The following is a 23,768-nucleotide window of genomic DNA, read 5'->3' as shown; positions in this document are numbered from 1 at the left end:
GCGCACGCCTCCTTAGCTCAGTTGGTAGAGCACCGCTCTTGTAAAGCGAAGGTCGTCGGTTCGAGTCCGACAGGGGGCTCCGTTTCCTCCTGCCGTCGACGGGATCCGAAGGAGACACCGGCCGCTCGGGCGGGTTAGCGTCCGGCCATGAGCAGCGGTGTCGTGAACGGCGGGATCTCCTACTGGTACGCGGACGACGGCCTCCCCGCGGTGCGGGAGCCGCTCTCCGCCGACGCCGCCGCGGACGTCGTGATCGTCGGCGGCGGCTACACGGGCCTGTGGACCGCGTACTACCTGAAGAAGGCCGCGCCCTTCCTGCGGATCACCGTCCTGGAACAGCGGTTCTGCGGGTACGGCGCCTCCGGGCGCAACGGCGGCTGGCTCTACAACGGCATCGCGGGCCGCGACCGGTACGCGAGGCTGCACGGCCGGGACGCCGCCGTACGCCTGCAGCGGGCGATGAACGACACCGTCGCCGAGGTGATCCGGGTGGCCCGCGACGAGTCGATCGACGCCGACGTGCGGCGCGGCGGGGTCCTCGAAGTGGCCCGTACGCCCGCCCAGCTGGCGCGGCTGAAGGCCTTCCACGCACACGAGCTGGCGTACGGCGAGCGGGACCGTGAGCTGTACGGCGCCCGGGAGACCGCCGCGCGGATCCGGGTGGCCGGCGCGGTCGGCTCCACATGGACCCCGCACGGGGCGCGGGTGCACCCGGTGAAACTGGTGAAGGGGCTGGCGGCGGCCGTCGAGGCGCTGGGCGTCGTGGTGCACGAGTCGACGCCGGTCACCGAGATCCGGGCGGGGCACGCGGTGACGCCGTACGGGACCGTGCGGGCGCCGTACGTGCTGCGGTGCACCGAGGGCTTCACGGCCTCGCTGAAGGGGCAGCGGCGGACCTGGCTGCCCATGAACTCCTCGATGATCGCCACCGAGCCGCTGACCGACGAGCAGTGGGCGGCGCTCGGCTGGGACGGCCGGGAGACGCTGGGCGACATGGCGCACGCCTACATGTACGCCCAGCGCACCGCCGACGGACGGATCGCGCTGGGCGGGCGCGGGGTGCCGTACCGCTTCGGGTCCAGGACGGACCACGACGGGCGGACGCGGGAGGCGACCGTCGAGGCGCTGCGCGAGATCCTCGTCGCGTTCTTCCCCGCGCTGGCCGGGGTACGGGTCGCGCACGCCTGGTCGGGGGTGCTCGGCGTGCCGCGGGACTGGTGCGCGACGGTCACCCTGGACCGTTCGACGGGCCTCGGCTGGGCGGGCGGGTACGTCGGCTCGGGCGTCGCCACCGCCAACCTCGCCGGGCGCACGCTGTGCGACCTCGTCCGGCTGGACTCCGGGCAGGCCGGGCGGACGGCCCTGACGGAACTGCCGTGGGTCGGCCACCGGGTCCGCCGGTGGGAGCCGGAGCCGCTGCGCTGGCTGGGCGTGCAGGGCATGTACGCCACCTACCGGGCGGCGGACCGACGGGAGACGGAGACCCACAGCGCCGGGTCGTCACGGCTGGCGCGGCTGGCGGACCGGGTCGCGGGGCGGCACTGAGGCGGGCCGTCGAGCGGCTGTGGTCGCGGTAGGGGCGGGACGGGTCGGCTGTCGAGCGGCTGTGGTCGCGGTAGGGGCGGGACGGGTCGGCTGTCGAGCGGCTGTGGTCGCGGTAGGGGCTGGACGGGTCGGCTGTCGAGCGGCTGCGGTCGGGTGAGGGACGGCCGGTCGGCCGTCGAGCCGCTGCGCCCGTGTCAGGGCTCCAGGACGACCTTGCCGGTCGTCCGGCGGGTTTCCAGGGCGCGGTGGGCGGCGGCCGCCTCGCGCAGGGGGAAGCGGTGGACGGAGGGGACTAGGCGGCCCGTGGCGGCCTCGGTGAGGGCGCGCAGTTCCAGGGAGCGCAGACCACCCGCCCTCTCCAGCATCACCGGGCCGAGGACCGACTGCGAGACGCCGTCCACGAAGTGGCCCCTGCCGTCCCGGACGCCCTCCGCCGACCAGCCGAAGACGAGGTGTCTGCCGCCGGGGCCGAGCAGCGCCACCGCCTCGCGGGCGACCTCGCCGCCGACGCCGTCGAAGACGACGGTGGCGGGCCGGCCGCCCAGGAAGGCGCGGACCTTCCCCGGCCAGGACGGGTCGGTGTAGTCGACGGCGAGGTCGGCGCCGTTCTCCCGGACCAGGGCCGTCTTCGCGGAACCCCCGGCGAGCCCGACGACCGTGGCGCCCGCGTTCTTCGCGTACTGCACGAGCAGGGTGCCGATGCCGCCCGCGGCGGCCGGGACGACGGCCACCGTGCCGGGGTCCGGTTCGGCGAACTGGAGGATCCCCAGCGCCGTACGGCCCGTGCCGATCATCGCGACCGCCCGGGCGGCGTCCAGGTTCGCCGGGATCTCGTGGAGGCGGTCGGCGTCGGTGACGGCGAGTTCGGCGTAGCCCCCGGGAGCGAAGCCCAGATGGGCGACGACGCGTCTGCCGAGCCATGCGCCGTCCACGTCCTCGCCGAGGGACTCGACGACCCCGGCGACCTCCCGGCCGGGTACGGTCGGCAGCAGCGTCGGCTGCGGCTGGGGTCCCTGGAAGCCCTCGCGCAGGGCGGTGTCCAGCAGGTGCACGCCGGCCGCCTCGACGGCGACGCGGACCTGGCCCGGCGCCGGGAGGGGGTCCTCGACCTCCTCGAAGGTGAGGTTCCCGGCCGGGCCGAAGGCGTGCAGACGGACGGCGTGCATGAGGTTCCCCCCGGAGTCGCTCGCGTGGACCGGGCCGGCCCCGCGCGGTCCCGCACGGTCGTGCGGGGCCCTGTGCGCCCACTCTGCGACCTCGAGCACGCTTGAGGTCAAGGCCGCTGCGGCCGGGGGCGAACAGGACGGCGGACCGAGGGCGTTCGCGCCGGCCGGCGGGGACTGTCAGTGGCGGGGTGCAGCATGGGGGCATGGCGAGGACGGGTGCGGGCGGCGGGAGCAGGGCGAGGGCGGCCACGGGCGGTGGCGGCCCGGTGAAGGCCGCGCGGCGGCCTGAGGTGCGGCTGCCGCCCCTCGAACCGTACGGCGGCGGAGGCCTGGAACCCGACGGGGACTACGACGGGCTGGAGTTCCGCGAGTCGGACCTCTGCGGGCAGGACGGCGGGGGCGCCCGCTTCATGGACTGCGCGCTGTCGGCCTGCGTGCTGGACGGGACGCGTCTGCATCACGCCCGCCTGCTCGACTCGGTCCTCACCGGCATCCGCGGCGTCGGCACCGACCTGGCCGAGGCGACCCTGCGCGACGTCGAGCTGGTCGACGCCCGCCTGGGCGGGACGCAGTTGCACGGCGCGGTGCTGGAGCGGGTGCTGATCCGCGGCGGCAAGATCGACTACCTGAATCTGCGTCAGGCCCGGCTTCGGGACGTCGTCTTCCAGGGCTGTGTGCTGGTCGAGCCGGACTTCGCGGGCGCCCGCCTGGAGCGCGTGGAGTTCGTGGACTGCGCCCTGAAGTCGGCCGACTTCACGGCGGCGACCCTGAGGGACACCGATCTGCGCGGTGCGACGGAGCTGGGCATCGCGGGCGGTCTGGACCGCCTGTCCGGTGCGGTGATCAGCACAGGTCAACTCCTGGATCTGGCGCCGGTGCTGGCGGCGGAGCTGGGGATCAGGGTGGAGGACTGAGGCGGATGGGGTCGTTCTACGGAAACGTGCTGGTGGCACGGCCGTGCGAGGAGGCGGTGCCGCTGCTGGCGGGGGAGGGCATCACCGGGTACGCGCTGCCGGTGGGACCGGGGCACACCGTCGTCCACCCGGACCCGGAGACCTCGTCGGGCGACGTCGCGGGAGGACTGAGCAAGCTGCTCGGGGCACCGGCGGTGGGGACGTACGTGTTCGATTCGGACGTCGTCGTGATGCTCGTCTTCGGGGACGGCGTGCTCCGCCTGCACTACGACTCCTGGCCCGGCTACTTCGACGAGCCGGAGACCGACGAGAACGGAAACCCGCTGACCCCCGTGGACGACTTCGCGTTCCCGGCACCGGAGGGCGTCGATCCGGACGCCTTCCTGCCCCTGGCCGCGGGTCCCGTGGACCGTGCGGCACTGGAGTCCGCGCTGCGCGGCGTGCCGCTGGATCCCGACGACGGGTACGACGGGCGGTACGCCCTAGCCGAAGCGCAGCACTACGACGTGATGACCTGCCTGCGGCTCGACGCGGCCCGGCTCACCACGGGCTTCCGGTACCTGGCCCGGGGAGACCTGCCGCACGGCACGGCGGCGGGGGATCTGGTGACGCTCGGTGGGGCGGTGCGGCCGGCGCCGGCCGGGTGAGGCAGGGCCGGCCGGCGCTGCTCAGCCCAGTCGGGGGAAGCGGGCCTGGAGGGTCCAGATCGCCGGGTTCTCGTCCAGGTCGTCGTGGAGGTCGACCAGGTCCGCGATCAGGTCGTGCAGGAAGTCGCGTGCCTCGCGGCGCAGTTCGGCGTGGGAGAAGGTCAGCGGGGGTTCCTCGGCCGGCATCCAGTCGGCCTCGATGTCGACCCAGCCGAAGCGGCGCTCGAAGAGCATGCGGTCGGTGGACTCGGTGAAGTCCAGCTCCGCGTGCTGGGCGCGGGAGGCGCGGGAGCCCCGGGGGTCCTGGTCGATCCGCTCGGCGATGTCGCACAGCGCCCACGCGAAGTCGAGCACCGGCACCCATCCCCAGGCTGTGGAGATCTCCCGGTCCGCCTTGGTGTCGGCCAGGTAGACGTCCCCGCAGAACAGGTCGTGCCGCAGCGCGTGGACGTCCGCGCGGCGGTAGTCGGTCTGCGGGGGGTCGGGGAAGCGGTTGGAGAGGGCGTAGCCGATGTCGAGCACGTAGGCGATGGTGTCACGGGTCCGAAGGGGCGGGCGCCCCTGAGATGCCCGGCGTCTCCCGGTCCGCGTGGTTCCGTGCTTCCTGGCGTCTCCCGGTCCGCGTGGTTCCGTGCTTCCTGGCGTTTTCCGGTCCGCGTGGTTCCGTGCTTCCTGGCGTTTTCCGGTCCGCGTGGTCCTGTGCTTCCTGGCGTTTTCCGGTCCGCGTGGTTCCGTGCTCCCCGGCGCCTCCCGGTCCGCGTGGTCCTGTGCTTCCTGGCGTCTTCCGGTCCGCGTGGTCCCGCGATCCCTGACATGTCCTGATCCGCGCCCGCCTAGGATCGCTCACATGTCCCGATCCGCGCGCCTTGTCAGGGCCGTCGCCGTGGCCGCCGTCTGGGGTCTCGCCCTGCCCCTCGCCCTCTCCGGGTGCGACGGGAGCGGGCCGGACGACGCCGGCGGCGCGGGGGCCGGCGACCCGTACTTCCCGAAGGCGGGCAACGGTGGCTACGACGTCCGTCACTACGGCCTCGACCTCGCCTACGACCCCGCCGGGCACCGCCTGTCCGGCACGGCCCGCCTCACCGCCCGCGCCACCGGGCCCCTCTCCGCCTTCGACCTCGACCTGACGGGCATGACGGTCGAGGAGGTCACCGTCGAGGGCCGCCAGGCGTCCTTCGACCGCGACGGACAGGAGCTGACCGTCCGCCCCGAGGACCGCCTCGACAAGGGCGAGACCTTCGAGGTCGCCGTGCGCTACGCCGGCCGCCCCGAGACGATCACCGACCCGGACGGCTCGAAGGAGGGCTGGCTGCGGACCGCCGACGGGGCGCTGGCGCTCGGCGAACCGACCGGCTCCATGGCCTGGTTCCCCGGCAACCACCACCCCTCCGACAAGGCGTCCTACGACATCGCCGTCACCGTCCCGCGGGGCCTGACGGCCGTGTCCAACGGGGAGCTGCGCGACGAGCGGACCACCGGCGGCCGTACGACGTTCACCTGGCACGCCGCCGAACCCGTGGCGAGCCACGTCGCCACGCTCGCGATCGGCCGGTACGCCGTCACCCGGTCCCGCACCGGCGACGGCCTGCCGGTGTACACCGCCGTCGACCCCACCCAGGCCGCCGCGAGCCGCACCGCGCTGGCCCGGCTGCCCGAGGTCATGGAGTGGGCGGCGGACAACTTCGGTCCGTACCCCTTCTCCTCCACCGGCGCGATCGTCGACCGCCCGCGCGACTCCGCGTACGCCCTCGAGACGCAGAACCGGCCCGTCTTCCCGGGCACACCCGAGGTCGAACTCCTCGTCCACGAACTCGCCCACCAGTGGTTCGGCGACTCCGTGACCCCGAGGACCTGGCGGGACATGTGGCTCAACGAGGGCTTCGCGACCTACGCCGAGTGGCTGTGGACGGAGGACGAGGGCGGCCCCACCGCGGAGGAGACCTTCACCGAGCTGTACGAGCACGGCGAGGACACCTACGAGGACCTCTGGGACTTCCCGCCCGCGCGGCCCACGAACGCCGCCGAGATCTCCGCCGACCCCGTCTACCAGCGCGGTGCGATGGTCGTCCACAAGATCCGGCAGGCCGTCGGCGACGACGCCTTCTACGACCTCGTCCAGGGCTGGACCGCCGCCCACCGCCACGGCAACGCGGACACCGGCGACTTCACGGCGTACGTGGAGGAGCAGGTCCCGGACCAGGACTTCGAGCCGCTCTGGCGCGACTGGCTGTACGGGAAGGACAAGCCGGAACGCCCCTGACCCCGCCGCCGTCACCGGCCGCCGCGCGCGGCCTCCCACGCGTCGAGCAGCCCGGCGAGGCCCTCCGGCCACACCGGCTCGGCCTCCTCGGCCGGTGCCCCGGCCCCTGCTCGGGCCGGATGCCTCCGCAAACGGCGGAGCCCCCGGAAACAGCAGAACCCCCGGAAACGGTAGAACCCCCGGAAACGGTAGAACCCCCGGAAACGGTAGAACCCCCGGAAACGGCAGAACCCCCGGAAACGGCAGAACCCCCGGAAACGGCAGAACCTCCGGAAACGGCGGAGCCCCCGGCCGGTGCGGCCGAGGGCTCCGACAGGGCGTCGCCGTCCGTCAGACGTTGACGCCGAAGTCCTGGGCGATGCCCACCAGGCCCGAGGCGTAACCCTGGCCGACGGCGCGGAACTTCCACTCGGCGCCGTTGCGGTACAGCTCGCCGAAGACCATGGCCGTCTCGGTGGCCGCGTCCTCCGACAGGTCGTAGCGGGCGATCTCGGCGCCGCCGGCCTGGTTGACGATGCGGATGTAGGCGTTGCGGACCTGGCCGAAGTTCTGCGAGCGGTTCTCCGCGTCGTAGATGGAGACCGGGAAGACGATCTTGTCGATGTCGGCGGGGAGGCCCGCGAGGTTGACGTTGATCGCCTCGTCGTCGCCCGCGCCCTCGCCGGTGCGGTTGTCACCGGTGTGGACGATGGTCTGGTCCGGCGTCTGCTTGTTGTTGAAGAAGACGAAGTGGGCGTCGGAGTAGACCTTGCCCTGCGTGTTGACCGCGATCGCCGAGGCGTCGAGGTCGAAGTCCGTGCCGGTGGTGGTGCGGACGTCCCAGCCGAGGCCCACGGTGACGGCGGTCAGGCCCGGAGCCTCCTTGGTGAGCGAGACGTTGCCACCCTTGGACAGGCTTACAGCCATTGTTGGGAGTCCTTCCCTCGTTGTACAACGGGCACGAAGCTACAGCTACCCCTATGAACGCCGCGAGGGGGCGCCAAGGTTCCCCGTGTCTTTACTTTCTTTGCCAAACCCTAATTCGCGTGACGTGGACGGGTCAGACAGGGGAACATGTACGGCATGTCCGGTCCCCATGTCATCAGAGGCTCCGTCTGCCTTCCCGAGGCCGAGCTGGTGTGGCGTTTCTCGCGCTCCTCGGGGCCCGGCGGGCAGCACGTCAACACCAGCGACTCGCAGGTGGAGCTGCGCTTCGACCTGGCGCGCACCGAGGCGCTGCCCGAGGTGTGGAAGGCACGCGCGCTGGAACGGCTCGCCGGCCGCCTCGTCGACGGCGTCGTCTCCGTCCGCGCCTCCGAGCACCGTTCGCAGTGGCGCAACCGCGAGGCCGCCGCCGTACGCCTGGCCTCCCTGCTCGCCGAGGCCACGGCGCCGCCGCCCAGGCCGCGCCGCCCCACCCGCATCCCGCGCGGGATCAACGAACGCCGGCTGCGGCAGAAGAAGCAGCGCTCGGAGACCAAGCGCGGCCGGACGGGCCGGGACTGGGGGTGAGGGCCGCGCCACCGGGCGGCCGTGGCTCTCGCCGCCGGGCTGTGCGCCTTCACTCCTGTGTACGCTCCAGCGCCAGCACCCCCACCGTCTCGCCCCCGCTGCGCTCCCCCGTGTCGCGGAAGCCCAGGCCGAGGTAGAAGTCCTCGGGGCCGTGGGCGCCGGGGTGCCAGGTGACGTACAGCTCCTCACCGCCGCGGTCGCGGATCCGCCGGGCGACGGACTCGACGGCGAACCGCCCGTAGCCGCGGCCCTGCTCGCCCGCCTGGATGTTCAGCCGCCACAGGCCGGAGCGGATCAGGCTGCCGTCCCCGCGCCAGTCGATGTCGAAGAAGGCCATCAGGAAGCCGACGGGCCGTCCGTCGTCGACGATCAGGCGCGGCCAGGCGACCCCGGGATGCACGTACGCCTCCGCGAGGGACTTCACCACGGGGGAGACCGCGAATTCCTGCTCGGGGTGGACCCGAATGCCGAGAGCGGCTTCCAGATTTGCGGCGGTTATTTCTTCGAGGCGGGGGGCGGAAGTCGTCGGCGGGGTCGTCATGGCACGAGCTTAGGAAGGGAGTTCCGCGCGCGGCCACTGAATTGCCGTTCAGTCCAGGTGGCGGTAACGGCCCTTGAAATAGAGCAGCGGTCCGCCCTGCGTGCTCGGCACGCGCGCGTGCAGCACCCGGCCGATCACCAGCGTGTGGTCCCCGGCCGCCACCCGCTGCTCGGTGCGGCACTCCAGCGTGGCCAGCGCGCCGTCGAGCAGGGGTGCGCCGGTGGCCTCGCCGCGGGTGTGCGGGAGGTCCCCGAAGAGGAGCCGGTCGCTGAGCCGGCCCTTCATCGCGAAGCGTCCGGCGATGTGCCGCTGGCTCTCCGACAGCACCGACACCGCCCACAGCGGCTGCTCGTCGATCAGGTCGTCCATCCGGGAGCCGGTGCGCAGGCTGACCAGCACCAGGGGCGGCTCCAGGGAGACGGACAGGAACGCCGTGGCCGTCATCCCGGCGTTCTCGCCCTCCGGCGCCCCCGGGTCGTCCGGGTCCAGCGGGGGCTCCTGTGCGGTCACCAGGACCACTCCGCCGGCCAGCCGGGACATGGCGGCACGGAACTCTTCGTCGCTCACCCCCACAGCATGCCCAAGGGGGCCGGCGGGAGCGGACGCGGCGGGTGGGGTCTTGATCAGGTCGGCAGGCACGCTCCGCACGCTAGTCCCCGGTCCGGCCGGCCCGCATCGGACCTTCGCCCGAGTACGGTCGTAGGCCCCCGGACCGATTCCCGTACCCTCTCCGGAAGGGGAGTCGTACGCTCAGTAAACACACAGGGAAAAACGCGGAAACCCTTCTCCATTGCTCAGGTTTTCCTGTGACTTGAGTCACAAGGGGCGGGAATTGTTGACCCTGTGTACCGAGTGGGCAGCGCGCTGTGATTCAGTGGCGGAGGCGTCACCGGTACGGACACAACGACATGCGCAACGACAGAAACGACGTTACGCCGAAGACAACCCTTGATTCGCTGCGAAGTCTCGGGGGGAGGGCGAGCATGGAGGCCGAGTCGGAGCCTTACGTCCGTCTTGCGTCCCTGCGACAGCTGCACCAGGTCATGGCCGACATGAACACGGCCCGCAGCCTGGCCGACACGCTGCAGACGGTCGCCAACGGCGTCGTGACCGCCCTCGGATACGAACTGGCCTGCGTCAACCTCGTGCGCCCCGACGGCGACCTCGTCGTCGCCGCCTTCGCCGGGGACTCCACCGCCGAGGCTTTCATCACCGGCCGGGTCGGCTCCCGCGACTCCTGGGAGCGACGGCTGAGCATGGGCGAGACCTGGGGCGACCTGGTCTTCATACCCCACACCGAGGGCTGGGTCCTCGACGACGACGACGTCCCGCAGTGGTACACGGACGGGCCCGCGCCCCGCTTCGAGGACGAGTGGCACCCCTCCGACCGCCTGTTCGCCCCCATGTACACGCCCGCCACCCCCGGCGGCAACGGCGCCTGCGGCGAACTCATCGGCGTCCTGTCCGTGGACCGCCCGCGCAACGGCCGCCGGCCCGGCGCCTGGGGCCGCGAAGCCCTCCAGATGTACGCCTTCCAGGCCGCCATCGCCATCAGCAACGCGCGTCTGCGGTCCAACATGCAGCGCGCCCTGGTCCGCCTCGAACGCGAGCAGCAGGCCCTGCGCGCCAGCGAGGAGAGCTTCCGCCAGGCCTTCGAGTACGCCCCCTCCGGCATGGCCATCGCCGAGATGGGCGGCGACCAGCACGGCCGGATCCTGCGCACCAACGACGCCCTGTGCCGCCTGCTGGGCCGCCCCGCCTCCGCGATGCGCCGCTACTCCTTCTCCGACCTCGTCCACCCCGAGGACATCGGCACCCTGCTGCGGACCTCCGCCGAGGGCGGCCGCGCCGAACTGCGCCTCGGCCGCCGCGACGGGACGTACGTCTGGGTGTCGCTGCGCAACTCCGTCGTCGCCGACGCCGCCGACGGCCCCCGCTTCCTCCTCACCCATGTCGAGGACATAGAGGACCGCAAGCGCCGCGAACTCCAGCTCGCCCACCGCGCCTCCCACGACTCCCTCACCGGCCTGCCGAACTCCGCCGAGCTGCGCTCGCGCCTGTCCTCCCGGCTCTGCGCGCGCCCGCAGTCCGCCCACCCCGCCGCCGTCGACGCGATGGACGCCCAGGGGCACCCCGCCTTCGGCACCGGCGACCACGGCTTCGACACCCGCGATCACGGCTTCGACTTCCGGTCCGACGGCGCGGAGCGGTTCGGTGGCGCGGAGCGGTTCGACGGCGCGGAGCAGTTCGACGCCTACGACCACCACGTGCACACCGTCGCCCCCGAGGACGGTGTCCGCGACGACGGCACCAAGGGGCTCGCGGTCCTCTTCTGCGACCTCGACGGCTTCAAGTCGATCAACGACCGGTTCGGGCACAACGCCGGTGACGCGGTCCTGATCGAGGTCGCCCGCAGGCTGTCCCGGGGCGTCCGCGACGGCGACACCGTCGCCCGGCTCGGCGGCGACGAGTTCGTGATCCTCGCCGACGGGCTCGGCCGCGCCGACGCCCAGGACCTCGCCGTACGCCTGCGCAACGAGATCATCCAGCCGATCCGCGCCGAGGGACGGGCCGTCCGGGTGGGCGCCAGCTTCGGCATCGGCTGGGCGCACTGCGGGATGACCGCGGACGAGGTGTTGAAGTCCGCCGACGAGCGGATGTACGTAGAGAAACGATCTCGTCCCAAACAGCACAGACGGGCGGGCTGATCCGCAGGTCAGCGCCCGGCTGCCCGCGACGATGCGATCCGGGTCACCCGTTCGGCGGGTCCGGAGCGGGTAGGCTCGCTCTTCTCCACACGTATGGACGCGTAGGGATACGCGGACCGCATCCGCCCCGCACCTGTTGAGGAGTACGAAGGGATGACGCCCGGCAACAACGGCGCGAGCACGCCCGAGGACGACGACCCGTTCGGCTACCTCTACGCCGACGGCCAGGCCAACGGAGCCCAGCCTCCGTCCGGCGGTGGCTACGGATACCCGTCGGTCAACCGGGTGCGCCCGGTCGGCGAGCGCCAGTACGGCCAGCAGCAGACCGCGCAGTACGGGCAGCAGGCGGTGCCGCCCCAGCAGGGTGCGTACGGTCGGCCGAACGGCGCTCCCGCGGGGCCCGAGAGCTTCTCCGGCGCCGGCGGCACGACCACCGGCAACCGGCAGCAGGGGCTCGGCGGCGGCCGGGGCCGCGGCCCCAACACCAAGGGCCTGCTGATCGGCGCGGTCGCGGTGGTCGCGGCCGTCGTCATCGGCATCGCGGTGGCGATGACGGGCGGCGACTCCGACGACGACAAGCAGGCCGGCGGCGAGGTCTCCCCCGCGCCCACCGTCTCCGAGAGCGCCTCGCCGAGCGCCTCCGGCAGCGGCGACACCGAGCAAGAGGTCGAGCTGCCCACGATCGACGCCAAGGCCCTGCGTCTCGGCGGCGCGGCCGCACTGGCCTCCGACGTCCAGGGCGCCAAGGCGGACGGCGGCATCTACGTCTCCCTGAACCAGCCCGGCAACTCCGTCACCTGGAGCGTCGACGGCATCCCCGAGGACGGCGCGTACACGCTCTTCGCGCACTACAGCACCGCCGGCGAGGACCAGTCGATGACCCTCACGGTCAACGGCAAGAAGTTCGGCCAGCCGCTGAGCATGAAGAACTACGCGAAGGCCGCCGACGGCGACTTCGCGAAGGGCTGGACCACCACCTTCGCCTGGCCCACCCTCACCAAGGGCACCAACACCATCAGCCTGTCCTGCGAGAACGGCGACAAGTGCAACGTGCTCCTGGACCAGTTCTGGCTGAAGAAGGGTCAGGTCGAGGACTGACCGCGGTCAGGCCGCGGTGACCTCCCCGGTCACCGCGACCCTGCCCAGCAGGTCCTCGTAGACGGCCCGGTCGAAATCGCCGGCCGTCGGGGACAGGGCGGTCGCCGTGGACAGGGCGAGCGCGCGGGCCAGGGTCTCGGGCCAGGGGAGCCGTTCGGCGAGGCCGGAGAGCAGGCCCGCGGAGACCGCGTCACCGGTGCCCGCCGGGGTGCCGCGCCGACGCGACCTCGGATTGCCGAGCGGCCGGGCCGGCGGGACGGCCCGCCAGCGGCCCTCCGGGGTGGCCGCGACCAGGCCCTGCGCGCCCAGGGACGTCACCACCGAGCGGGCGCCGCGCCGGCGGGCGTCCTGCGTCGCGCGTGACGGCTCGTGGGAGCCGGTCAGTTCGGCCAGTTCCTCGGCGTCGGGCTTGATCAGGTCCGGGCGCGCCGCCACCGCGCGGCGCAGCGCCTCGCCGCCGGTGTCCAGCAGCACGGGTACGCCCGCGGCCCGCGCGGTGCGCACCAGGCCCCCGTACGCGCCCACCGGCACCCCCGGCGGCAGGCTGCCGCACAGGGCCACCGCGTCGGCGCCGGCCAGCAGCCGCTCGTACGTCTCCTGGAAGGCGGACCACTCGGCGGGGGTGACGACCGGGCCCGGTTCGTCGAACCGCGTGGTCTGCCCGGTGCGTTCGTCGGCCACGGTGAGCGTGCGGCGGGTCGGGGCGGCGCACGGGACGAGCGCGTCGGTCACGCCGGTGAGCCGCTCCCGTACGACGCGGCCGGTGGGGCCGCCCGCGAAGCCGGTGACCGTCACCTCGTGCCCGAGGGCGGCCAGGACGCGCGCCACGTCCAGTCCCTTGCCGCCGGAACGTTCCGCCACCTCGGTCACCCGGTGCGTGGCGTGCGGGAGCAGGGCCGGGACGCGGTAGGTGACGTCCAGAGCGGTGTTCGGCGTGACCGTGAGGATCACCTGGCCCGACCTCCCCCGATCAGCGGCGTTCGGCCGCCGTTTGCTTGAATTCGCCCTTCCGGACGGCCTGATCATGCCAAAGAGACGGCGGTCGGCCCAGTCCCCGGGTAGGCCGCCGTCCCCGTGCGGGCGGATATTTCAGCCCAGTTGGGGATCCACCACCCAAACCCCCTGCCGCATCACGCCCTTGAGGTCGAAGTTCTCGTCCAGCAGGACCAGGTCGGCGTCCTTGCCCGGCTCCAGGGAGCCCACCCGGTCGGCCATGCCCAGCAGCCGGGCCGGGTTCGCGGACAGGGCCGCGACCACGTCCTCCACCGGCAGCCGGTCCACCGTCACCGCCCGCTTGAACGCGCGGTCCAGGGTCAGCGTGGAGCCGGCGATCGCACCGCCCTCCACCAGCCGGGCCACGCCCTCGCTGACCTCGACCTCCAGCGGGCCGAGCAGGTACCGGCCGTCGCCGGTGCCGGCCGCGTCCATCGCGTCCGTGATGAACGCGACCCGGCCCGCGCCCGCCCGGTGGAACGCCAGCTCCAGTGCCGCCGGGTGCAGGTGGACGCCGTCGTTGATCAGCTCGACCGTCACCCGCTCGTCCTCCAGCAGGGCGGCGATCGGGCCCGGCGCGCGGTGCCCGAGCGGGGGCATGGCGTTGAAGAGATGGGTGGCGACCGTGGCGCCCGCCGCGATCGCCGCCACCGTCTGCTCGTACGTGGCGTCCGTGTGGCCGACGGCCGCGATCACCCCGTGCTCGGCCAGCAGCCGTACGGAGTCGATGCCGCCCGGCAGTTCGGTCGCCAGGGTGACCATCTTCGCCCTGCCGCGCGCCGCGTCGACGAGCTTGCGCACCTGGGCCGGGTCCGGGTCGCGCAGCAGGCCCTCGGAGTGGGCGCCCTTGCGGCACGGCGAGATGAACGGGCCCTCGAAGTGGATGCCGGCCAGGTCGCCCTGTTCGGCCAGTTCGCTGAGCAGGCCGGCCTGCCGGACCAGGACGTCCATGTCGTCGGTGACGGTGGACGCGACGAGCGTGGTGGTGCCGTGGCGGCGGTGGGTGCGGATCGCCCGGTGCACCTCGTCGGCGGTGCCGGAGAAGGAGGCCCCGCCGCCGCCGTGGTTGTGCAGGTCGACGAAGCCGGGGACCAGCCAGTGGCCCGTCACGTCGACGACGTGGGCGGTTCCGGGCGGGGCGTCGGGGGCGATCTTCGTGCCGTCGACGGTGACGCGGCCGTCGGGCACCGTGCCGGTGGGGAGCACCACCCTGGCGCCGGTGAGTACCTGCGGGTGCGTGGTGGCGTCTCGCGCCCGTACGGCGGAGCCGCGTGCCGTGGCGCCTCGCGCCCCTGGAGGGGTGGCCATCAGGGTGTTACCTCCGTGCCGTCGGTTGTTTCGAGGAGATCCCAGGCCAGTAGGCCCGCGCCGAGGCATCCGGCGGTGTCGCCCAGCGCCGCCGGGACGATGTCCGGGAGCTTCTGGAAGGTGACCCGCCGGCGGACGGCGTTCCGCAGCGGTGTGAACAAGGTTTCCCCCGCCTCGGCGAGGCCGCCACCGATGACGAGGGCGCGCGGGTCCAGCAGGGTGAGGGCGGTGACCAGGCCGTCGGCGAGTGCGTCGACGGCCTGCTGCCAGATCCGGACGGCGTTCGGGTCGCCGGACGTGACGGCCTTCGCGCAGTCCGCGGCGTCCGCCTCCGGGTTCCCGCAGGCCGCCGCCCACGCCTCGCCGACCGCCGCCGCCGACGCGAACCGTTCCAGGCAGCCGCGTTGCCCGCAGGGGCAGGGCGTACCGCCGGGGCGTACGACGATGTGGCCGATCTCGCCCGCGCAGCCGTGCGCGCCCGCCTCCACCCGGCCGGCCGTGCCGATGGCGCCCGCGATGCCCGTGCCGAGGGCCACGAAGAGGTAGCGGTCGGCGCCCCGGCCCGCGCCGATCCGCCCCTCCGCGAGTCCGCCGGTGCGGACGTCGTGGCCGAGGGCCACCGGGATGCCGCCGAGCCGGCCGGTGAGGAGCCGGCGCAGGCCGACGTCGCGCCAGCCGAGGTTGGCGGCGTAGACGGCGACGCCGTTCGCCTCGTCGACGATGCCGGGGACCGCGACTCCGGCCGCGGCCGCGCCCTCGCCGAGGTGCTCGGCGCCGTACGCGTGCAGTTCGGCGGCGAAGTCGAGGATGCCGGCGACGACCTCGTCGGGACCGTGCTCGCGGCCCGTGGCCCGGCGGGCCCGGTGCAGCAGCGCGCCGTCCGCCCCGACGAGGGCGGCTTTCATCCCGGTGCCGCCCACATCGAGGGCGATGACATGTCTCACGGGGACAGTGTGGCCCGAGGACCCGCAAGAGGTCTAGTCCACTTGCGTGGTGTAGACCTTAATCCGCATATCGGTTTCATTGGTCGGAGCAATCATGTGTGGATGGTGTGTGCACACGGGGCCCGGCCGTCCAGGGGAGCGGGAGAGCACAGTGCAGTGGCGGGCAGCGAAGTCGGGAACGATCGCGGTGGCAGCCGCCCTGAGCATGACGGCGGCCCTCGCCGGCTGCGGAGTCACCGGCGGCTCCGGTGACGTCACCCTCACCCTCGTCGCCGCCGACTACGGCGACAGCGCCGCCAACAGCTCCGGCAAGTACTGGGACGCACTCGTCGAGGCCTACGAGAAGGACCACCCCGACGTCACCGTCGAGGTCACCGTCCACTCCTGGAACGACGTCGACCGCGAGGTCAAGGAGCTGGTCGACGCCGGCAGGGCCCCCGACATGGCGCAGATCGGCGCCTACGCCGACTACGCCGCCGAGGACCTCCTCTACCCGGCCGGCGACGTCCTCTCCATCCCCGTCCAGGCCGACTTCGTGCCCCAGCTCGCCGACGCGGGCGAGGTGCACGGCGTGCAGTACGGCATGCCGTTCGCCTCCTCGACGCGGCTGCTGTTCTACAACAAGACCCTCTTCGCCGAGGCCGGCATCACCGCGCCGACCACCTGGGCCGAGCTGGCGAAGGACGCGGAGGCCCTGAAGGCGGACGGCGTGAAGTACCCGTACGCCCTGCCTCTCGGTCCCGAGGAGGCGCAGGCCGAGACCATGCAGTGGTTGCTCAGCGGCGGGGGCGGCTACACCGGGACCGCCACCGGTTACAGCCTCGACTCCACCGAGAACGTCCACACCTTCACCTGGCTGAAGAACGAACTGGTCGGCAAGGGCCTCACCGGGCCGGTCGCGCCGGGCAAGCTCAACCGGGCCGACGCGTTCGCCGCCTTCGCCGCCGGCCAGGTCGGCATGCTCAACGGGCACCCCTCGCTGATGAAGACGGCCGCGAAGAAGGGCGTGAAGTTCGGCATGGTCCCGATGCCCGGCCTCGACGGGCCGACCAAGGTCTCCATGGGCGTCGCCGACTGGATGACCGCCTTCAGGCAGAACGGCCACGCCGAGCAGATCAAGGACTTCCTGAACTTCGTCTACAGCGAGGAGAACGTCGTCGACTTCTCCCGCGAGTACGACCTGCTGCCCGTCACCAACTCCGCCTCCCAGACCATGACGGCCGCCTCCCAGGACGCCGACCTCAAGCCCTTCCTCGACCAGCTGCCGGTGTCCGAGCTGTACCCGGTGGGGCGCACCTCCTGGGCGGCGGTCAGCGCGGACGTGAAGAAGCGGATCGGTCAGGCCGTGCAGCCCGGTGGCAGCCCGGCCGGGGTCCTCGGCCAGCTCCAGACGACGGCCACCACCGCGGAGAGCGGCACCGGCGGCTGAACCGCGTCCCGTGCGGTTGGGTTACCGTGCGGGGCATGGAGCGGGCGGCAGACGAAAACGGGCACGACGGGCTCGGGGCGCGGGAGCGGGACATCCTCGCCCTGGAGCGGCGCGGTTTCCCGGGGCCCGGCGCGAAGGAACGGGCGATCCGTGAGGAGCTGGACCTGTCGCCCGTGCGGTACTACCAGCTGCTCAACGCGCTGCTGGACGACGCACGGGCGCTGGCGCACGATCCGGTGACGGTGAACCGGCTCCGCCGGGTGCGGGAGGCCCGCCGGGCGGAGCGGTGAGCGTGCGTGGACGGGGAGTTCGTGCGGACGGGCGGGGAGCGCCGTCCCCGCAGGCCGCCGCCCCCGGACTGGCCGGGCCGCCGTGCCCGGCGCCGGGAAGTGCGGGCCCGTCCGGTCGTGGGCCCGTCCCCCTCGCCGTCGATCCCGTCCGGTTATCGTCACCGTATGGGCACCCACGAGACGCACTCCACGGACTCCCGCTCCGCTCTCCCCACCCCCACCCCCACCACCCCCCGCGGCCACGAGGCGCTCGCCGCGATCCTGGCCGCGCCGCGCACCGTGCTCGTCGCGCTCGACTTCGACGGGACGCTCGCGCCGATCGTCGAGAACCCGCAGGACGCGCGGCCGCATCCGGACGCGCTCGCCGTGCTCGCTGAGCTGGCGCCGAAGGTGGCCTCGGTCGCCGTGGTGACCGGGCGGCCCGCCGCCGTGGCGGTGAGCAACGGCGGGTTCGCCGGGGTGCCGGGGCTGGAGCGCCTGGCCGTGCTCGGGCACTACGGGGCCGAGCGGTGGGACGCCCGCACCGGGACCGTCTCCGCGCCCGCGCCGCATCCCGGTGTCGCGGCCGTGCGGGCCGAGCTGCCCGCCGTGCTGGAGGCGGCCGGGGCGTGGCCGGGGACCTGGGTCGAGGAGAAGGGGCGGGCCGTCGCCGTGCACACGCGGCGGGCGGAGGACCCGCAGGCCGCGTTCGAGGCGCTGCGCCGCCCGCTCGCCGACCTCGCGGCCCGGCACGGACTCGTCGTCGAGCCGGGCCGGATGGTGCTGGAGCTGCGGCCGCCGGGCGTGGACAAGGGCGTGGCGCTGACGGAGTACGTCCGCGAGACCGGCGCCGGGGCGGTTCTCTACGCCGGCGACGACCTCGGGGACCTGCCCGCCTTCGCCGCCGTCGAGAAGCTCCGCTCCGACGGCGTCCCCGGTCTGCTCGTGGCCAGCGGCAGCTCCGAGGTGACCGAACTGTCGGAGCGGGCGGACCTGGTCGTCGAGGGCCCCGCCGGGGTGGTGGGGCTGCTGCGGGCACTCTCGGACGAGCTGCGGTGAGAGGCCGACGAGCTGCGGTGAGAGGCCGGGGCCACGAGCCTGCCGGGGGCGGGCCGGGGGATCAGGACCGCTGCGGGTGACCCCGGCGGGCGGGCCGGGGGATCAGGACCGCTGCGGGTGACCCCGGCGGGCGGGCCGGGGGCAGGACCGCTGCGGGTGTTCTCCGGTCAGTCGCGGCGGAGGGCCTGGAGGGCCTGGAGCTGCTCCAGGAACCACTGGGCCGGAGGGAGCGCGGTCGCGGCCGCAGCCAGCCTCTTGCCGCGCTCCGCCCGCTCCTCCGGCGCCATGCTCAGCGCCTCGTGCAGGGCGTCGGCGGTCTCCAGGACGTCGTAGGGGTTCACCACGATCGCGTCCTCGCCCAGCTCCCAGTACGCCCCGGCCTCACGGGACAGCACCAGGGCGCAGCCCTCGTCGGAGACGATCGGGACCTCCTTGGCGACCAGGTTCATGCCGTCGCGGATGGGGTTGACCAGGGCCACGTCGGCGAGGCGGTACGCGGCCAGGGAGCGGGCGAAGTCGTCCTTCACGTGCAGCACGACCGGGGTCCAGCCGGGGGTGCCGTACCGCTCGTTGATCTCCTCCGCCAGCCGCCGCACCGCGGCCGTGTAGTCGCGGTAGACGGCGAGGTCCTGGCGGGAGGGGTAGGCGAACGCCACGTGGACGACGCGCTCGCGCCACTCGGGGTGGTCGTCGAGGAGCTGCCGGTAGGCCAGCAGGCCGCGCACGATGTTCTTCGACAGCTCGGTGCGGTCGACGCGCACGACGGCCTTGCGGCCCTCGCCGATCTCCTCGCGCAGGGCGGTGATGCGCTCCTCGACGTCGCTCTCGTGGGAGCGGGCGCGCAGGAAGTCGGCGTCGGCGCCGAGGCCGTGCACCCCGATCCCGGTGCCGCCGGTGCCGCCCACGAACTCCGCGCAGCACGCGGTGAAGGCGTCCGCCCAGCGCCTGGTCAGGAAGCCCAGGCGGTCCGCGCCGAGCATGCCGCGCAGCAGCTGCGCGCGGATGTCGGTGGGGAGCAGCGCGAAGTAGTCCACCGGCGCCCACGGCGTGTGCGAGAAGTGGCCGATGCGCAGGTCGGGCCGCAGCTCGCGGAGCATGCCCGGGACCAGGCAGAGGTGGTAGTCCTGCACCAGGACCGCCGCGCCCCGGCCGGCCTCCTCGGCGAGCGCCTCCGCGAACGCGCGGTTGTACGCCTCGTACGACGCCCACTGGCGCCGGAACTCCGCGTCGAAGACGGGCTCCAGCGGGGTCTGGTACAGCAGGTGGTGGATGAACCAGAGCACGGAGTTGGCGATGCCGTTGTACGCGTCGGCGTGCACGTCGGCCGGGATGTCGAGCATCCGGACGCCGTCCTCGCCGACCCCGCGCCGCACCGCCTCGCGGTCGTCGTCGGAGAGCGCCGAGCACACCCACAGGGCGCCCGCGTCCGGCCCGATCGCCGACAGGCCCGAGACCAGTCCGCCGCCGCCCCTTCCGGCGTGCAGCGAACCGTCCTCGCGCACCTGGTAGGAGACCGGGCCGCGGTTGGACGCGACCAGCACCTGAGCACCCTCAGCAACAGCAGCACGCGTGGAAGCCATACGCCACAACCTAGCCCGGTCCGTAAACGCTCAAACGTACGGATGCGGTCCGTGGCCGGGTCATGTCCGGCCGTATGCGGCCGCCGGGCCGTGGGTGCGCTCGTGCCCGGCCGGCCGCACCCGCGGCCCGTCAGGCGACCTTGCGTTCCGCGTACTCGGCGATCTCCGCCATCGGCGGCCGTTCCTCGGTGTCCACGGAATAGGTGCGCGGCTCGAAGCCGTCCGCGCCCCGCTCGAACTGGGTGAGGGCGGGGCGGATCAGGTGCCCGCGGGCCAGCCGGAGCTGCGCGGTGCGGTAGATCGCCGCCGCCATCCTGCCGAGCGCCTGCCCGTCCTGGTGGCGGTGCTTGCGGACGCCGACGTCGACCTGGGCGAGGGCGTCCAGGCCGACCAGGTGCAGGGCGTCGACGAGCATGCCCAGCTCCACGCCGTAGCCGACGGGGAACGGGAGCTGTTCCAGCAGGCTCCGGCGGGCCGCGTACTCGCCGCCGAGCGGCTGCACGAAGCCGGCCAGCTGCGGCCAGTGCATGTTGAGCAGGGGGCGGGCCATGAGTTCGGTGACCCGGCCGCCCTGGCCCGCGGTCCTGCCGGAGGCGGGCGAATCCGGCTCGGTGCCCAGCGGGCGGTCGTACATCGCCTTGACCAGGTCCACGCCGGGGTCGGTGAGCAGCGGGCCCACGATCCCCGAGACGAAGTCGGAGGAGAACTCCTTGAGGTCGGCGTCGACGAAGCAGACGATGTCCCCGGTCGTCACGAGCAGCGACCGCCACAGCACCTCGCCCTTGCCGGGCACGGCCGGTATCCGGGGCAGGATCTCGTCCCGGTGGACGACGCGCGCCCCGGCCGCCGCGGCGACCCGCGACGTGCGGTCGGTGGAGCCCGAGTCGACGACGACGATCTCGTCGACGAGGGGGACCTGCCGCATCAGGTCGTGGCGGATGACCGCGACGATGTCACCGACCGTCTCCTCCTCGTTCAGGGCGGGCAGCACCACGGACACCGACTGGCCCGAGGCGCGCTTCGCGGCCAGGACGCGGTGCAGCGGGCGGTCGGTCACGGACCAGGAGCGGGTGGCCAGCCAGGCTTCAGCTTCTTTCAGCACGGTCTGCGGCTCCTCACTGTCGTGATCACACGCGGTGCACGTGGGGTGACCGTGTGATCCATCTCGCGGTTCGGACGTCTGTCTCAACTGTCCTGGCCTTCGGTTACAGTCTTGAACAACGCGGATGACCATCGCATGTCCGAGGTGGCCGCTGTTCACAACTTCATACCGCTCATCCAGAGGGGCAGAGGGACACGGCCCGATGAAGCCCCGGCAACCCTCCAGCCGCGCGCGCCGCCAGGCGTGACCGCCCACGCGTCACGTCGATGTGGTGAGGCTCCCGGCTAGGGAAGGTGCCAAATCCGTCTCACGGCGAGATGCGTCGTGAGGAAGATGAGGAGAAAGGGCCTCGCCTCACATGGCTGCGCAGACAGTTGCAAGCACCACGAACTCCGTCGATCTCGGTCCCGCCGCGGCGCTCTCCTGCCGCGAGTGCGGACACCGCGTGCCCCTCGGCCCGGTCTTCGCCTGCGAGGAGTGTTTCGGCCCGCTCGAGATCGCGTACGACTTCTCGTCCTACGAGACCGAGGAGCTCCGCAAGCGCATCGAGGCGGGCCCCGCGAACATCTGGCGCTACGCGCCGCTGCTGCCCGTCCCGGCCGACGTGGCGGACAAGCCGAACATCAACCCCGGCTGGACCAAGCTCGTCCAGGCCGACAACCTGGCCCGCGAGCTGGGCGTCGACGCCGGCAAGCTGTTCGTCAAGGACGACTCCGGCAACCCGACGCACTCCTTCAAGGACCGCGTCGTCGCCCAGGCCATCGAGGCCGCCCGCGCCTTCGGCTTCACCACCCTGTCCTGCTCCTCCACGGGCAACCTGGCCGGTGCCGTCGGCGCCGCCGCCGCCCGCGCCGGTTTCCGCTCCTGCGTGTTCATCCCGCACGACCTGGAGCAGGGCAAGGTCGTCATGGCCGCGATCTACGGCGGCGAACTCGTCGGCATCGAGGGCAACTACGACGACGTGAACCGCTTCTGCTCCGAACTGATCGGCGACCCGGCCGGCGAGGGCTGGGGCTTCGTCAACGTCAACCTGCGGCCGTACTACGCCGAGGGCTCCAAGACGCTGGCGTACGAGATCTGCGAGCAGCTCGGCTGGCGGCTCCCCGACCAGCTCGTCGTGCCGATCGCCTCCGGCTCGCAGCTCACGAAGATCGACAAGGGGCTGCAGGAGCTGATCAAGCTCGGCCTCGTCGAGGACCGGCCGTACAAGATCTTCGGTGCGCAGGCCGAGGGCTGCTCGCCGGTGTCCGTCGCCTACAAGGCGGGTCACGACGTGGTCCGGCCGCAGAAGCCGGACACCATCGCCAAGTCCCTCGCCATCGGCAACCCGGCGGACGGGCCCTACGTCCTGGACATCGCGCGCCGCACCGGCGGCGCGGTGGAGGACGTGAACGACGAGCAGGTGGTCGACGCGATCAAGCTGCTGGCGCGGACCGAGGGCATCTTCGCGGAGACCGCCGGCGGCGTGACCGTCGGTGTGACGAGGAAGCTGATCGAGAACGGTCTCCTGGACCCGACGAAGACCACCGTCGTCCTCAACACGGGGGACGGCCTCAAGACCCTCGACGCGGTGGCCGGCACCGGCCTCACCGCCACCATCCGCCCCACCCTGGACTCCTTCCGAGAGGCTGGCCTCGCATGAGCGTGACCGTCCGCATCCCGACCATCCTGCGCACCTACACCGGTGGCAAGGCCGAGGTCCCGGCCGAGGGCGCGACCCTCGGCGAGGTCATCACCGACCTGGAGAAGAACCACACCGGCATCGCCGCCCGCGTCCTGGACGACCAGGGCAAGCTGCGCCGGTTCGTCAACGTGTACGTCAACGACGACGACGTGCGCTTCGAGCAGGGGCTGGAGACGGCGACCCCGGACGGCGCCGGCGTCTCCATCATCCCGGCCGTGGCCGGCGGCTGACCGGTGCTCCGCGCCCCGTTCCGTACCCGTCGGTAGTACCTGCCGGTAGTAACCGTCGGTAACAGGAATGACCGAGAGTTCATCGAATTGCCCCCTCCGCGAGAGAAGCGGAGGGGGCAATTCAGTGTGGTTGAGCGCGGTAGAGTTGGGGAACGCGTCGCCCATCGCCTGCCGACCGCGGGGGAGTTCCGTCGGGGCAGGCGATGAGAAACAGCCAAACTGCGCATGTGTTTTGCGCCTTTCATTCCCTTTGTCGGGCCCGACTTGCCCTGAACTCGGGCGAATCCTCACTCTTCTCCGGACCCTTCGCGTCCAGATTTCTCGTCCGATTGACCTGTTGCAGAGGGCAGTTGGACAGATACATTCGGCCGCGGTCGACGCGTTCCGGCGCACACCCCCAACCAACTGGGGGGTGAGGTCTGACCCGGATCCGCGAAGTGTGGATCTGTGCAAGGGCCAGTAATAGGGGAGTTAGGCATGGCTCAGGGCACCGTCAAGTGGTTCAACGCGGAGAAGGGGTACGGCTTCATCGCGGTCGACGGTGGTGCGGATGTTTTCGTCCACTACAGCGCGATCCAGATGGACGGATACCGCACCCTGGAAGAGGGCCAGCGGGTCGATTTCGAGATCTCGCAGGGTCAGAAGGGGCCGCAGGCGGACATGGTCCGGCTCGCGACCGGCTGAAGCACGCGCCGACTTGCAGCGACGTTCTTCTGTTCCATCAGCTCCATCAGCGAAGGGCCCGCACCTCCCGGGGTGCGGGCCCTTCGGTGTGCCCGGAGCCGTGCGCGGTCACCCGG

General features: G+C 72.7%; 23 protein-coding genes, 1 tRNA gene and 1 riboswitch. Of the genes, 14 read left to right on the top strand and 10 right to left on the bottom strand.

Translation table 11 applies throughout. From position 1 onward, the window contains the following. Window positions 1-6 precede the first annotated feature (6 nt). Together ACH4N1_RS12070 and ACH4N1_RS12065 are read left to right on the top strand one after the other, a co-directional pair. Window positions 7-79: transfer RNA gene (locus ACH4N1_RS12070), tRNA-Thr, on the top strand. A 68-nt stretch (window positions 80-147) separates the two neighbouring features. Further along, window positions 148-1,545 (top strand): NAD(P)/FAD-dependent oxidoreductase, encoded by a 1,398-nt coding sequence (locus ACH4N1_RS12065; protein WP_398096523.1) that lies wholly within the window; start codon window positions 148-150, stop codon window positions 1,543-1,545. 194 nt (window positions 1,546-1,739) lie between these two features. Here the strand turns inward: ACH4N1_RS12065 and ACH4N1_RS12060 are convergent, their stop codons facing one another. After that, window positions 1,740-2,711 carry a zinc-binding dehydrogenase gene (locus tag ACH4N1_RS12060; protein WP_398096521.1) on the bottom strand — a complete coding sequence of 324 codons (972 nt, stop codon included), beginning with the start codon at window positions 2,709-2,711 and terminating at the stop codon, window positions 1,740-1,742. A 203-nt stretch (window positions 2,712-2,914) separates the two neighbouring features. Here ACH4N1_RS12060 and ACH4N1_RS12055 point away from each other — a divergent pair, with 203 nt between their 5' ends. Next, window positions 2,915-3,625, top strand: coding sequence for a pentapeptide repeat-containing protein (locus ACH4N1_RS12055; protein ID WP_398096520.1), 711 nt, complete (start codon window positions 2,915-2,917; stop codon window positions 3,623-3,625). 5 nt (window positions 3,626-3,630) lie between these two features. Further along, the gene (locus ACH4N1_RS12050; RefSeq protein WP_398096518.1) at window positions 3,631-4,272 is read left to right on the top strand and encodes a hypothetical protein; all 642 of its coding nucleotides are present in this window, start codon (window positions 3,631-3,633) and stop codon (window positions 4,270-4,272) included. 21 nt (window positions 4,273-4,293) lie between these two features. Here ACH4N1_RS12050 and ACH4N1_RS12045 read toward each other — a convergent pair whose 3' ends face one another. Further along, a complete protein-coding gene (locus ACH4N1_RS12045; protein ID WP_398096517.1) occupies window positions 4,294-4,794 on the bottom strand; it encodes a hypothetical protein in 501 nt (166 codons plus the stop codon). Window positions 4,795-5,119: 325 nt separating this feature from the next. Here ACH4N1_RS12045 and ACH4N1_RS12040 point away from each other — a divergent pair, with 325 nt between their 5' ends. Then, complete coding sequence (locus tag ACH4N1_RS12040) at window positions 5,120-6,532, top strand: M1 family metallopeptidase (RefSeq protein WP_398096515.1); 1,413 nt, start codon at window positions 5,120-5,122, stop codon at window positions 6,530-6,532. Window positions 6,533-6,862: 330 nt separating this feature from the next. Here the strand turns inward: ACH4N1_RS12040 and ACH4N1_RS12035 are convergent, their stop codons facing one another. Further along, on the bottom strand, window positions 6,863-7,438 hold the full coding sequence (locus ACH4N1_RS12035; RefSeq protein WP_055636540.1) for a TerD family protein: 576 nt from the start codon (window positions 7,436-7,438) through the stop codon (window positions 6,863-6,865). Window positions 7,439-7,585: 147 nt separating this feature from the next. On the opposite strand from ACH4N1_RS12035, the gene arfB reads away from it, so the two are divergent. After that, on the top strand, window positions 7,586-8,023 hold the full coding sequence (gene arfB, locus ACH4N1_RS12030; protein ID WP_382791857.1) for an alternative ribosome rescue aminoacyl-tRNA hydrolase ArfB: 438 nt from the start codon (window positions 7,586-7,588) through the stop codon (window positions 8,021-8,023). 49 nt (window positions 8,024-8,072) lie between these two features. On the opposite strand, the gene ACH4N1_RS12025 is transcribed toward arfB, so the two are convergent. Continuing rightward, entirely contained in the window at window positions 8,073-8,564 is a 492-nt protein-coding gene (locus ACH4N1_RS12025; protein WP_398096513.1) for a GNAT family N-acetyltransferase, read from the bottom strand. Between the two features lie 48 nt (window positions 8,565-8,612). Further along, the gene (locus ACH4N1_RS12020) at window positions 8,613-9,191 is read right to left on the bottom strand and encodes a flavin reductase family protein (RefSeq protein ID WP_398096697.1); all 579 of its coding nucleotides are present in this window, start codon (window positions 9,189-9,191) and stop codon (window positions 8,613-8,615) included. 356 nt (window positions 9,192-9,547) lie between these two features. Here ACH4N1_RS12020 and cdgB point away from each other — a divergent pair, with 356 nt between their 5' ends. Both cdgB and ACH4N1_RS12010 read left to right on the top strand, forming a co-directional pair. Beyond that, window positions 9,548-11,272: a diguanylate cyclase CdgB gene (gene cdgB / locus ACH4N1_RS12015; protein WP_398096512.1), complete on the top strand. Its 1,725-nt coding sequence runs from the start codon at window positions 9,548-9,550 to the stop codon at window positions 11,270-11,272. Between the two features lie 153 nt (window positions 11,273-11,425). After that, on the top strand, window positions 11,426-12,370 hold the full coding sequence (locus tag ACH4N1_RS12010) for a carbohydrate-binding protein (protein ID WP_398096510.1): 945 nt from the start codon (window positions 11,426-11,428) through the stop codon (window positions 12,368-12,370). Window positions 12,371-12,376: 6 nt separating this feature from the next. On the opposite strand, the gene ACH4N1_RS12005 is transcribed toward ACH4N1_RS12010, so the two are convergent. From ACH4N1_RS12005 to ACH4N1_RS11995, 3 genes are all read right to left on the bottom strand, one after another. Continuing rightward, window positions 12,377-13,321, bottom strand: a complete 945-nt coding sequence (locus ACH4N1_RS12005) for a 1-phosphofructokinase family hexose kinase (protein ID WP_398096509.1) — start codon at window positions 13,319-13,321, stop codon at window positions 12,377-12,379. 138 nt (window positions 13,322-13,459) lie between these two features. Beyond that, a complete protein-coding gene (gene nagA, locus ACH4N1_RS12000) occupies window positions 13,460-14,671 on the bottom strand; it encodes an N-acetylglucosamine-6-phosphate deacetylase (protein ID WP_398096507.1) in 1,212 nt (403 codons plus the stop codon). Continuing rightward, window positions 14,671-15,615: an ROK family protein gene (locus ACH4N1_RS11995; RefSeq protein ID WP_398096506.1), complete on the bottom strand. Its 945-nt coding sequence runs from the start codon at window positions 15,613-15,615 to the stop codon at window positions 14,671-14,673. The genes nagA and ACH4N1_RS11995 overlap by 1 nt, the downstream gene beginning before the upstream one ends. A 205-nt stretch (window positions 15,616-15,820) precedes the next feature. Here ACH4N1_RS11995 and ACH4N1_RS11990 point away from each other — a divergent pair, with 205 nt between their 5' ends. From ACH4N1_RS11990 to otsB, 3 genes are all read left to right on the top strand, one after another. Continuing rightward, window positions 15,821-17,044: an extracellular solute-binding protein gene (locus ACH4N1_RS11990; RefSeq protein WP_398096696.1), complete on the top strand. Its 1,224-nt coding sequence runs from the start codon at window positions 15,821-15,823 to the stop codon at window positions 17,042-17,044. 35 nt (window positions 17,045-17,079) lie between these two features. Further along, window positions 17,080-17,334, top strand: coding sequence for a DUF3263 domain-containing protein (locus ACH4N1_RS11985; RefSeq protein ID WP_398096504.1), 255 nt, complete (start codon window positions 17,080-17,082; stop codon window positions 17,332-17,334). A 165-nt stretch (window positions 17,335-17,499) separates the two neighbouring features. Further along, complete coding sequence (gene otsB, locus ACH4N1_RS11980) at window positions 17,500-18,372, top strand: trehalose-phosphatase (protein ID WP_398096502.1); 873 nt, start codon at window positions 17,500-17,502, stop codon at window positions 18,370-18,372. Window positions 18,373-18,539: 167 nt separating this feature from the next. Here the strand turns inward: otsB and ACH4N1_RS11975 are convergent, their stop codons facing one another. Together ACH4N1_RS11975 and ACH4N1_RS11970 are read right to left on the bottom strand one after the other, a co-directional pair. Next, window positions 18,540-19,952 carry a trehalose-6-phosphate synthase gene (locus tag ACH4N1_RS11975; RefSeq protein WP_398096500.1) on the bottom strand — a complete coding sequence of 471 codons (1,413 nt, stop codon included), beginning with the start codon at window positions 19,950-19,952 and terminating at the stop codon, window positions 18,540-18,542. Window positions 19,953-20,082: 130 nt separating this feature from the next. Further along, window positions 20,083-21,054, bottom strand: a complete 972-nt coding sequence (locus ACH4N1_RS11970) for a glucosyl-3-phosphoglycerate synthase (protein ID WP_398096498.1) — start codon at window positions 21,052-21,054, stop codon at window positions 20,083-20,085. 169 nt (window positions 21,055-21,223) lie between these two features. Next, window positions 21,224-21,394: riboswitch (SAM riboswitch) on the top strand. 18 nt (window positions 21,395-21,412) lie between these two features. Here ACH4N1_RS11970 and thrC point away from each other — a divergent pair. The 3 genes from thrC (at window position 21,413) to ACH4N1_RS11955 (ending at window position 23,652) form a co-directional block, all read left to right on the top strand. Then, window positions 21,413-22,696 carry a threonine synthase gene (thrC, locus tag ACH4N1_RS11965; protein ID WP_398096496.1) on the top strand — a complete coding sequence of 428 codons (1,284 nt, stop codon included), beginning with the start codon at window positions 21,413-21,415 and terminating at the stop codon, window positions 22,694-22,696. Continuing rightward, the gene (locus ACH4N1_RS11960; protein WP_366061167.1) at window positions 22,693-22,968 is read left to right on the top strand and encodes a MoaD/ThiS family protein; all 276 of its coding nucleotides are present in this window, start codon (window positions 22,693-22,695) and stop codon (window positions 22,966-22,968) included. The genes thrC and ACH4N1_RS11960 overlap by 4 nt, the downstream gene beginning before the upstream one ends. 477 nt (window positions 22,969-23,445) lie before the next feature. After that, window positions 23,446-23,652 (top strand): cold-shock protein, encoded by a 207-nt coding sequence (locus tag ACH4N1_RS11955; protein ID WP_007493268.1) that lies wholly within the window; start codon window positions 23,446-23,448, stop codon window positions 23,650-23,652. Window positions 23,653-23,768 lie beyond the last annotated feature (116 nt).

It is taken from the genome of Streptomyces sp. NPDC017202 (genome assembly GCF_044331705.1).
Classification (GTDB): Bacteria; Actinomycetota; Actinomycetes; order Streptomycetales; family Streptomycetaceae; genus Streptomyces.
The sequence above is the reverse complement of the archived record's forward strand: the minus strand, read 5'-3'. Positions and strand labels throughout refer to the sequence as shown.

What these genes read in the sequence shown, in the direction of transcription:
- ACH4N1_RS12065 (WP_398096523.1), top strand. Translation starts at nt 148, where the DNA reads ATGAGCAGCGGTGTCGTGAACGGCGGGATCTCCTACTGGTACGCGGAC.
- ACH4N1_RS12060 (WP_398096521.1), bottom strand. Translation starts at nt 2,711, where the DNA reads ATGCACGCCGTCCGTCTGCACGCCTTCGGCCCGGCCGGGAACCTCACC.
- ACH4N1_RS12055 (WP_398096520.1), top strand. Translation starts at nt 2,915, where the DNA reads ATGGCGAGGACGGGTGCGGGCGGCGGGAGCAGGGCGAGGGCGGCCACG.
- ACH4N1_RS12050 (WP_398096518.1), top strand. Translation starts at nt 3,631, where the DNA reads ATGGGGTCGTTCTACGGAAACGTGCTGGTGGCACGGCCGTGCGAGGAG.
- ACH4N1_RS12040 (WP_398096515.1), top strand. Translation starts at nt 5,120, where the DNA reads ATGTCCCGATCCGCGCGCCTTGTCAGGGCCGTCGCCGTGGCCGCCGTC.
- ACH4N1_RS12035 (WP_055636540.1), bottom strand. Translation starts at nt 7,438, where the DNA reads ATGGCTGTAAGCCTGTCCAAGGGTGGCAACGTCTCGCTCACCAAGGAG.
- arfB (WP_382791857.1), top strand. Translation starts at nt 7,586, where the DNA reads ATGTACGGCATGTCCGGTCCCCATGTCATCAGAGGCTCCGTCTGCCTT.
- ACH4N1_RS12025 (WP_398096513.1), bottom strand. Translation starts at nt 8,564, where the DNA reads ATGACGACCCCGCCGACGACTTCCGCCCCCCGCCTCGAAGAAATAACC.
- cdgB (WP_398096512.1), top strand. Translation starts at nt 9,548, where the DNA reads ATGGAGGCCGAGTCGGAGCCTTACGTCCGTCTTGCGTCCCTGCGACAG.
- ACH4N1_RS12010 (WP_398096510.1), top strand. Translation starts at nt 11,426, where the DNA reads ATGACGCCCGGCAACAACGGCGCGAGCACGCCCGAGGACGACGACCCG.
- nagA (WP_398096507.1), bottom strand. Translation starts at nt 14,671, where the DNA reads ATGGCCACCCCTCCAGGGGCGCGAGGCGCCACGGCACGCGGCTCCGCC.
- ACH4N1_RS11990 (WP_398096696.1), top strand. Translation starts at nt 15,821, where the DNA reads ATGACGGCGGCCCTCGCCGGCTGCGGAGTCACCGGCGGCTCCGGTGAC.
- ACH4N1_RS11985 (WP_398096504.1), top strand. Translation starts at nt 17,080, where the DNA reads ATGGAGCGGGCGGCAGACGAAAACGGGCACGACGGGCTCGGGGCGCGG.
- otsB (WP_398096502.1), top strand. Translation starts at nt 17,500, where the DNA reads ATGGGCACCCACGAGACGCACTCCACGGACTCCCGCTCCGCTCTCCCC.
- ACH4N1_RS11975 (WP_398096500.1), bottom strand. Translation starts at nt 19,952, where the DNA reads ATGGCTTCCACGCGTGCTGCTGTTGCTGAGGGTGCTCAGGTGCTGGTC.
- thrC (WP_398096496.1), top strand. Translation starts at nt 21,413, where the DNA reads ATGGCTGCGCAGACAGTTGCAAGCACCACGAACTCCGTCGATCTCGGT.
- ACH4N1_RS11960 (WP_366061167.1), top strand. Translation starts at nt 22,693, where the DNA reads ATGAGCGTGACCGTCCGCATCCCGACCATCCTGCGCACCTACACCGGT.
- ACH4N1_RS11955 (WP_007493268.1), top strand. Translation starts at nt 23,446, where the DNA reads ATGGCTCAGGGCACCGTCAAGTGGTTCAACGCGGAGAAGGGGTACGGC.